This window comes from Adhaeribacter sp. (genome assembly GCF_057359045.1).
Genome location: NZ_JBMQUD010000059.1, coordinates 1 through 10460, shown reverse-complemented (window position 1 = coordinate 10460; position 10460 = coordinate 1). Strand labels below are relative to the sequence as shown.

5 protein-coding genes are annotated in these 10460 nt (G+C 44.9%); all 5 read left to right on the top strand.

Annotated elements, in window-relative coordinates:
- Positions 1 to 442: 442 nt before the first annotated feature.
- Positions 443 to 2203 (top strand): signal peptide peptidase SppA, encoded by a 1761-nt coding sequence (sppA, locus tag ACO1R6_RS10060; protein WP_486264397.1) that lies wholly within the window; start codon positions 443 to 445, stop codon positions 2201 to 2203.
- Between the two features lie 371 nt (positions 2204 to 2574).
- A complete protein-coding gene (locus ACO1R6_RS10055) occupies positions 2575 to 3390 on the top strand; it encodes a purine-nucleoside phosphorylase (protein WP_486264395.1) in 816 nt (271 codons plus the stop codon).
- 557 nt (positions 3391 to 3947) lie between these two features.
- Positions 3948 to 8498 (top strand): glutamate synthase large subunit, encoded by a 4551-nt coding sequence (gene gltB, locus ACO1R6_RS10050; RefSeq protein ID WP_486264393.1) that lies wholly within the window; start codon positions 3948 to 3950, stop codon positions 8496 to 8498.
- Positions 8491 to 9978: a glutamate synthase subunit beta gene (locus ACO1R6_RS10045; RefSeq protein WP_486264391.1), complete on the top strand. Its 1488-nt coding sequence runs from the start codon at positions 8491 to 8493 to the stop codon at positions 9976 to 9978. Before gltB ends, ACO1R6_RS10045 begins: the two co-directional genes overlap by 8 nt.
- 294 nt (positions 9979 to 10272) lie before the next feature.
- On the top strand, positions 10273 to 10460 hold a 188-nt coding region (locus ACO1R6_RS10040; protein WP_486264389.1), incomplete at its 3' end, for a hypothetical protein.

The following is a 10460-nucleotide window of genomic DNA, read 5'->3' as shown; positions in this document are numbered from 1 at the left end:
GCATCTCCGGTAGGAGAGTTCTTTTAGTAAATATTTGGATGATAAAATTCTCCTGTAAAGTTCAGGGCAGAAAAGCAGCAGCTACTGATAAATTTCGCAGTCGGTGGGGTGAAGACCTTCTAAGTTACCGGTGCTTTAGCATTCCGACGAAGGAGCAAAGAAAGATTAGGCCGTCTTAACCCACCGACGGGGCCTCGCGGTCGGGAGCTTACTTAGATATTTCAAACTAGTTGGCATCTGTGCATTGCCAGATGGAATCTTGCAAAAGATAAACCTAATTTTAATCTCTTGGTTTGATTTATAAAAAACGCCAGGCACATTATACAAAGCTTCTATTTTTTAACCGGACTGCATAAATATTCTAAAATATTCTAAAACACGCTTATTTTATTTAAACAATTTGTAGCTTGTACCCATTATTCTAAGTAGTAATTTATCTTTTATGTTACAGTTTCTTAAATATACCCTGGCCACTATTTTAGGCCTTTTTCTGTTTTTTATTTTAATGTTCTTTATCCTGCTGGGCATTGCGGCCTCGGCTACCTCCGAGAAAGAAGTAGTGGTGAAGAAAAATTCGGTATTGGAACTAAAGCTCGACCGCAATATTGATGAGCGCAGCCAGGACGATCCCTTTGAGGGCATGGATGTGTTGGGCAGCCTGACCAGCAACAGCTACGGCCTCGACGAAATAAAAGCTGCTATCCGGCACGCCAAAACCGACGATAACATTAAAGGCATTTACCTGAGTACCGAAATATTAACGGCCGGCATGGCCACCGTAGAAGAAATCCGGAACGAACTGCTGGACTTTAAAAAATCAGGTAAATTTATTGTGGCCTACAACGATATTTGCTCAGAAAAAGCTTTTTACCTGACCTCAGTAGCCGATAAGCAATATTTAAATCCGCAAGGTGCCCTGGAGCTTAACGGCTTGAGTTCCGAAGTTATGTTCTTTAAAGGTACTTTGGAAAAACTCGATATTCAGCCCGAAATATTTAAAGTAGGTGAGTTTAAGAGTGCCGTAGAACCGTTTTTGCTCGATAAAATGAGTGCGCCCAACCGGCTGCAGGTTACTTCTTTCCTGAATAGTTTAAACAATTATTCGCTCGAAAATATTGGTAAAGCCAAAGGCAAGTCTTTTGTCGATATGAAGAAAATATCGGACTCCATGCTGATTCATTACCCCGAAGATGCCCTGAAACACGGCATGATTACCAATGTGGGTTATTTTGATGAAGCCATTGCTTACATGAAGCAAAAAGCCGGTATTAAAAAAGATGACAAACTAAACCTGGTAGAACTGAAAAAATACCGCAAACTGGCCGATGACAACGATGGTTACTCTAAAAACCGGGTAGCTGTAATTTACGCCTCCGGCGAAATTGTAAACGGCGAAGGTGGCAACGACAATATTGGTGGTACTAAGTTTGCCGAGGAAATTAGAAAAGCCCGGCAGGATAAAAATATCAAAGCAATTGTGTTGCGCATTAATTCGCCAGGCGGTAGCGCGATGGCCTCAGATGTAATCTGGCGCGAAGTAATGCTGGCCAAAAAAGTAAAGCCGGTTATTGCTTCTATGTCGGATGTGGCGGCTTCGGGCGGGTATTACATGGCCATGGCCTGCGATACCATTGTGGCGCACCCCAATACCATTACCGGCAGCATTGGGGTATTTGGTTTATTGGCCAACCTCGAAAATTTCCTGGACAACAAATTAGGGATTACCGTAGACCGGGTAAATACAGGTCGTTTTTCGGATATGCCCACTTTAACCCGCCAATTAACCGCCCCCGAGCGGCAAATAGTACAGCGGGGCGTAGAGCGTATTTACGACGATTTTACCACCAAAGCGGCTCAAGGCCGGCGCATGCCCGTAGAACAATTGCGCAACTTAGCGGCTGGCCGGGTATGGTCGGGTTTGGAGGCTAAAGAACGGGGCTTGGTAGATGTACTGGGCGGCATAGATCAGGCCATTGCTATTGCTGCAAAACGCGCCGGCATCGAAAAAGAATATACCCTGAAAAAACTGCCCCAGCAAAAAACATTCTTCGACAGCTTTTTATCGAATATGGAAACCCGGGTACGCACGCATTACCTCAAAGCCGAACTAGGCGAGTTGTATCCGTTCTACGAAAACGCGAAAAAGGTACAGCGAATGCAAGGGATTCAGGTCCGGATGCCTTATGATTTCAATATCAACTAAATTCTTTATCTCTACCTTAGTTAAACAGGCATAAAGTGTTTTGGTAAAATCCATTCATTTTATGCTTGTTTAGCTAAAGTAAACTAAGCCAATAGCGCTTCTAGCCATTCTGGCTATTTATTTAAATCCGGATAAAATTTATCCCAGTCTAGTGCTCATCCAATTTAATTATTAGAACTAAGTGAGTGCTGAGAAAGCAAAAGCGCTCAAACCCTACATTCATGATTTTTAATTTGACGAAGCACTAACTTCTATTTCTTTATAGCTTGCAGAAGTACCACTTATAAAAGGCTTTATTCGGGGAGTATTCAATACCCATTATTCTGATTCTGGTTGATGTACTTTTATCTTTATTCCTTCTACTATTTCCCATGCAGCAGTTACACGACGCCACCGATTTTTTAGTACAGCAAACCAATAGTTTTGCCCCGGAGTTTGGTATTATACTGGGTACCGGTTTGGGCGCCCTGGTAAACGACCTAGAAGTACAATATAGTTTGCCGTACGAAGAAATTCCGCACTTTCCGGTATCCACCGTCGAGAGCCATTCGGGGAAACTTATATTTGGTTTACTGGCTGGCCGGCGGGTAGTGGTTATGCAGGGGCGTTTTCATTATTACGAAGGTTACAACATGACCCAAGTGGTTTTTCCGGTACGCGTAATGAAGTTGCTGGGTATTAAAAAATTATTTGTGTCTAATGCGGCCGGCGGGTTAAATCCTGATTTTAATACCAGTGATTTAATGATAATTACCGACCACATAAACCTGCTGCCCGATAATCCGCTTATTGGGAAAAACCTGGACGAACTGGGGCCACGGTTTCCGGATATGAGCGAGGTATACGACGAGGCTACTATTTTGCAGGCTCAGCATATTGCCGCTTCCCATAATTTAAAGCTACGTACCGGCGTGTACGTGAGTGCGCCGGGGCCTATGCTAGAAACAAAAGCCGAGTACCGGTTTTTAAGTATAATTGGGGCCGATGCCGTGGGTATGTCTACCGTACCCGAAATAATTGCTGCCCGCCACATGGATTTACCTTGTTTTGCCCTGTCGGTTATTACCGATTTGTGTGCGCCCGGTAAGATTAAAAAAGTGGCTCTGGCCGATATTTTAGCGGCAGCGGCGCAGGCCGAACCCCAAATGACTTTTTTATTAAAAGAGTTAATCCGGAACCAAGTTTAAAAGGTATTTGTATTATTACTTTAGTTTGGTTTAATTTAATACTTATTAATTACTACTTGTTAATACTTATTAATTACTACTTGATAAAACGCCCATCGGTTTGGGGCGCATAAGATTCCCGCAAATAAGATTATCTACCTACTACCACCAACTAAATTTTTAAACGCAGTCCGGGTTTTTACCTTCAGGTTTTAAAAGAATACCAGCATCTAAACTGAGGAAAAGGTTATTCTTTAATAAAAATATATTTTTTTTAATAAAAATGTCTTTGTGGCATTGTTCTTTTAAATATATTCGCGTTTGGGAAGTGATATTAATAAATTTTTAATTTTTAAGGCCTGGTCTTTATATTTATAGAACCGAATCGATTGAAAAATTATAATTAATATTATGAAATGTTCTTTTTCTTTAATACTTTGAAACTGCAAAACTGTAAAAGTGAAAGTGTAGCCATACTTTTTTAGTTCTTTTGGCCACCTTTTTACTGCGCAGCTATCCGCTGAGATAAATATATATACGCCTTACGCATACTTAATTTTTGTAGAATTAATACGATAATGTCAAACCAAGAAAATTTGGGTTTATATCATCCATCATTTGAACATGATTCGTGTGGTATCGGCTTTGTAGCCCACTTAAAAGGCCGAAAATCCCATGATATTGTGCAAGACGCCTTGCACATGTTGGCCCGTATGGAGCACCGTGGTGCTTGCGGCTGCGAAACTAACACCGGTGATGGCGCGGGTATTTTAATTCAGATACCCCACGAGTTTTTTGTTGACGAATGCCTGAAGCTGGGCATTAAACTGCCACCTTTTGGCCAGTACGGAGTAGGGTTGGTGTTTTTTCCGCAAGATGAAAAATTACGGGAAGAGTGCCGCGATATTCTGAACCGGAATATTGAGAAGCTAGGCATGCAATTGCTGGGTTACCGCAAGCTGCCCACGTACAACGGCGAAATAGGCGAAAGTGCCCTGAAGGTAGAGCCGGTAATGGAACAGGTGTTTATTAAGCGGCCTGACCTGGTGACCAACCTGGACGATTTTGAAAGAAAATTATTTATTCTGCGCAATTATACTACCCGCCTGGTACGCGAGTCGGTAACATTGCCCAATATTAACGAGGCGTTTTATATTGCGACGCTCTCTTATAAAACCATTGTGTACAAAGGCCAGTTTACCACGTCTCAGGTACGGTCTTACTTCCCGGATCTGCAGCACAAAAATGTGGTTTCGGCGCTGGCCGTAGTACACTCGCGTTTCTCAACCAATACGTTCCCGTCTTTCCGGTTGGCGCAGCCTTTCCGGTATATTGCCCACAACGGCGAGATTAACACGGTTAAAGGGAATACCAACTGGATGGGAGCTTCTGAAGCGGCCTTTACTTCTAAATATTTTACCCGCGAAGAGCTGGATATGATTTTGCCCATTTGCGATCCTACCCAGTCCGACTCGGCTAACCTCGATAACGTAGTAGAACTCTTAACTTTGAGTGGCCGTTCTTTGCCGCACGTGATGATGATGCTGATACCAGAAGCCTGGGACGGCAACAACCACATGAGCGAAAAGAAACGCGCTTTCTACGAATACCACGCCGCCTTGATGGAGCCCTGGGATGGTCCGGCTTCTATCTCATTTACCGACGGTAAAATTGTAGGAGCTACCTTAGACCGTAATGGTTTGCGGCCGTCGCGTTACCTGGTAACCAACGACGATAAGGTAATTATGGCCTCGGAGGCAGGTGTACTGGAAGTAGACCCGGCTAAAATTGTAAAAAAAGGCCGTTTACAACCTGGTAAAATGTTCGTGGCCGATTTAGAACAGGGGCGTATTATTTCTGACGAGGAAGTAAAAGACGATATCTGCTCGCGCCAGCCTTACCACGAGTGGTTAAAAAATAAAATCCGCTTAAAAGATATGCCGGAGGCTTTGGGTACTTTTCACCAGCCTAGCCAGCAAGCCTTGCTCAAGCACCAACAAGCTTTTGGTTATACCTCCGAAGACTTAAAAGTAATTGTGGCTGAGATGGCCGAAACCGGCAAAGAGCCACTCGGCTCTATGGGTACCGATACGCCTTTGGCTATTTTATCGGACCAAAGCCAGCATTTTTCGAGCTACTTTAAACAATTATTTGCCCAGGTAACTAACCCGCCCATCGACCCAATCCGGGAACGGATGGTTATGTCTTTAACTTCTTACGTAGGGGGTGGTTTAAACTTACTCGAAGAAAGCCCGCTGCACTGCCGCATGGTAGAGTTGCAGCAGCCAGTACTTACCAAAAAAGAGCTGGAGAAAATCCGGTTCCTCGACCAGTCATATTTCCAAACCAAAACCATCTATACTTATTTTAAAGCCGATGGTCAGCCGGGCTCCATGGAAAAAGCCCTGAAACGGATTTGCCAATATGCGGCCGATGCGGTAGAAGATGGTTTCTCGATTATATTATTATCGGACCGGAGTTTAGATAGCAGCCACGCGCCTATTCCTTCGCTGTTGGCCACATCGGCGGTACACCACCACCTGATGCGCAAAGGCTTGCGCGGCAAGGTCGGTTTGGTAGTGGAGTGCGGCGACGCCTGGGAAGTGCATCATTTTGCTACACTTATCAGCTTTGGTGCTTCGGCGGTTAACCCTTACCTGGCTTTCGATTCTATTGCCGATTTGCAGGAAAAAGGCATTATCAAATCCGAGTCGCCGCTCGAAAAATTAAATTACAATTACATTAAAGCTATTAACGACGGTTTACTAAAAGTATTCTCGAAAATGGGAATCTCAACGTTGCAGTCGTACCAGGGTGCCCAGATATTTGAGGCTTTGGGTATTAGCCAAGATGTAATCGATAAATATTTTACCCGTACTGTATCGCGTATTGGTGGTTTAAGCTTAGATAATATTGCCAAAGAGGCATTAATTAAGCATAAACTAGCCTTCCCGGATAAATTTGTGCCTAACCCCAAATTAGAAGTAGGCGGAATTTACCAGTGGAAACGTCGCGGCGAGTATCACCTGTTCAACCCGCAAACCATTCACTTGCTCCAACAGGCTACCCGCACCAACGATTACAGTGTATTTAAAAAATATTCAAAACTGGTAAACGAGCAAGGGGTAAAAGCCTGCACGTTGCGCAGTCTGCTTAAATTTAAAGAAGGCAAATCTATTCCGTTAAGCGAAGTAGAGCCCGCCGAAAGTATCTTCAAGCGTTTTGCTACTGGCGCTATGTCATTCGGGTCTATTTCGCACGAAGCCCATACTACCTTGGCCATTGCCATGAACCGCATTGGCGGTAAGAGCAACAGCGGTGAGGGCGGCGAAGACGAAATTCGTTTTGAGCGCAAAGAAAACGGCGATTGGGAACGTTCGGCCATTAAACAAGTTGCCTCGGGGCGTTTTGGGGTTACCAGCTATTATTTAGCCAACGCCGACGAATTACAGATTAAAATGGCCCAGGGCGCTAAGCCGGGCGAAGGTGGCCAGTTACCTGGCCATAAAGTAGACGACTGGATTGGGCGCGTGCGTCATTCTACCCCCGGGGTAGGTCTGATTTCGCCGCCACCGCACCACGATATTTACTCAATTGAAGATTTAGCCCAATTAATATTCGACCTGAAAAATTCGAATCCGCAGGCCCGCATCAACGTGAAACTGGTATCGGAAGCGGGTGTAGGAACCATTGCGGCCGGGGTGGCCAAAGCTTTCTCCGATGTGGTCTTAATTTCGGGTTACGATGGCGGTACCGGTGCTTCGCCGATTAGTTCGATTAAGCACGCTGGTTTGCCTTGGGAATTAGGTTTAGCCGAAGCCCACCAGACTTTGGTACGCAATAAACTGCGCAGCCGGATTGTGGTACAGGCCGACGGCCAGATGAAAACCGGCCGGGATTTAGCTATTGCTGCATTGTTAGGAGCCGAAGAATGGGGCGTGGCCACGGCTGCTTTGGTAACGGCCGGCTGTATTATGATGCGCAAATGCCATTTAAATACTTGCCCGGTAGGAGTTGCTACCCAGAATCCAGAGCTAAGAGCCCTGTTCAGTGGCAAGCCGGAAGACATTGTGAATTTATTCCGCTTCCTGGCCGAAGAGCTACGCGAAATAATGGCTGAATTAGGTTTCCGGACCATAAACGAAATGGTAGGCCAGGTTGACCGGTTAGAAATGCGGAATGATTTTACTAACTGGAAACACAAGTTAGTAGATCTGTCGGCAGTATTACACAAAGAGCCAGCCGGACCAGAAGTAGGTATTTACAAGCAAGAAGAGCAGCAGCACGCTTTAGAAACCGTGTTGGATGTTGACTTGATTAAAACCGCTAAGCCGGCGCTGGAAAATGTAGAACCCGTAACCGGCGAATTCTATATCTCCAACACCGACCGTGCAACCGGTACCATGCTGTCTTATGAAATTTCGAAGAAGTTTAAAGGCGTAGGCTTACCGGCGGGTACCATTAATTACAAATTTACCGGTTCGGCCGGGCAAAGCTTTGGTGCTTTTGCTGCCCCTGGTATTAAGTTTGAACTGGAAGGCGAAGCCAACGACTACTTTGGTAAAGGTTTATCGGGCGGTCAATTAATTCTGTATCCGCCTAAAAAAGCTACTTTTAAAGCCAGCGAAAACATTATTGCGGGTAACGTAGCGTTTTACGGCGCTACTAATGGTGAGGCTTACATTCGCGGCCAGGCCGGCGAGCGCTTCTGCGTCCGGAATTCCGGTGCCAAAGCGGTTGTGGAAGGTGTAGGCGACCACGGTTGCGAATACATGACTGGTGGGGTAGCGGTAATATTAGGCGAAACCGGCCGTAACTTTGCGGCAGGTATGAGCGGTGGTATTGCTTATGTATACAATCCCGGTTTGAAATTTGCGCAACGCTGCAACATGGAAATGGTAGAGTTTGACGAAATGGAGGCGGAAGACATTACCGAACTGAAACGGTTAATCCAAAACCATTTTGACTTTACCGGTAGCGCCGTAGCCGAAGGCATATTGGGTAACTGGGAGCAGGCCGTAAATAGTTTTATTAAAGTAATGCCAAGCGATTACAAAAAGGTATTACTCAAAAGAAGAGAATTAAAAGAAGTAGGAATCGATAATTTGGAGGCTGTAGTAAATGGGTAAGCCAACAGGATTTTTGGAATTCGGTAGAGAGTTGCCGAAAAAGCGTGACCCCAAACTGCGGGTTAACGATTACAACGAACTTTACGAGCCTTTTGGCGAAGAAAAAATAGGAACGCAGGCCGCCCGCTGTATGGATTGCGGGGTGCCGTTTTGCCACAGTGGTTGCCCCTTGGGTAATATTATTCCGGAATTTAACGATGCCGTTTACGAACAGAATTGGGAACTAGCCGCCGAAATATTATTCTCGACAAATAACTTCCCGGAATTTACCGGCCGTATTTGTCCGGCTCCGTGCGAAGCCGCCTGTGTATTGGGTATTAACAAGCCCCCGGTAACCATCGAAGAAATTGAAAAAAGCATTGCCGAAGCTGCTTTTGAAAAAGGTTATGTACGGGCTAAAACCCCACCGCTCCGCACCGGTAAAAAAGTAGCGGTAGTAGGTTCTGGCCCCGCCGGGTTAGCGGCCGCTGCCCAATTAAACAGCGCCGGCCATTCGGTTACTGTTTTTGAACGGTCTGATAAAATTGGCGGCTTGCTGCGTTACGGTATTCCGGATTTTAAACTCGAAAAATGGGTAGTAGATCGTGGGTTAGAAGTAATGGAAGAAGAAGGCGTGGTGTTTATGACCAATGCCAACGTAGGCGAAAATATTAAAGTAGCCGCCCTGATGCGTTCTTTTGATGCCGTGGTATTAACCGGTGGTTCTACCGTAGCCCGCGATTTAGGTATTCCGGGCCGTAACCTGAAAGGGGTACATTTTGCCATGGAGTTTTTAACCCAGCAAAATGGCCGTATAGCCGGCAAAGAATTTGCCCCGGAAGAAGAACTCTGGGCTACTGATAAAAACGTAGTGGTAATTGGGGGCGGCGATACCGGCTCCGACTGTGTCGGTACTTCTAACCGGCACCGGGCCAAATCGGTTACCCAGATAGAAGTATTGGCGAAACCTCCTGGTCAACGTCATGCTTCTACGCCGTGGCCCAATTGGCCCATGCAGTTACGTACCTCTACCTCGCACGAAGAAGGCTGCGATCGTAACTGGGCTATTGTAACCAAAGAGTTTATCGGCGACGAAGAAGGTAAATTAAAAGCTTTAAAGGTGGCGCAGATGGATTTCTGCAGTACTACTCCCGGCGAAGCGCCTAAATTCCAGGAAGTGCCCGGCACCGAAAAAGAAATTCCTTGTGAGTTAGCTTTATTGGCTATTGGTTTTGTACACCCGCAGCACAAAGGCATGATTGAAGAACTGGGCGTTGAACTGGACGAACGCGGCAATGTGAAATGTAATGCCAGCTACCAAACCAGCGTACCCAAAGTATTTGCCGCCGGCGACATGCGCCGTGGTCAATCGTTAGTGGTTTGGGCTATTTCGGAAGGCCGCGAGGCCGCCCGCGAAGTAGACCTGTTCCTGATGGGTACCACCAAGCTCGAAGCCAAAGATGTTTCTATGCTGAATACCACCAGCGCTTACGCTTTTTAAGTAGCTGATTCATTTATTTACAAAAGAGCTTCCGGAGAATATCCGGGAGCTCTTTTTATTTTAGAAAAGCAGTGATATTGGTGGGTGAAATTATTCTTGAAACTACTGGTTTGGGTTCATTGGTATTTAGCATAATTTGTATACATTGATACAGGACCAGCTAAGTTTATACCGCAGTTAAACCACTACATAAACACTTACTATTAAGATACATTTTTTAAGTACATTTATCATTTAAACTGCTTACATTTCTTTTAACCAATTATTAACATGAATATTATTTAACCATTATCTATGAAATTCCCTTTACTGTTTACATTTGTTTTTTGTCCAATTTTTCGCAATGCCCAAAGTTTTACCAGTAAGCTAGATACTAGTAATTACTATAACTTTATGGTGCACTTCAACAAGAATTCTAATGGATTTGTTTATACATCTAGTATAGGAGAGGCCAAATCTTCTGTAAATGTTAAATTAAAAGG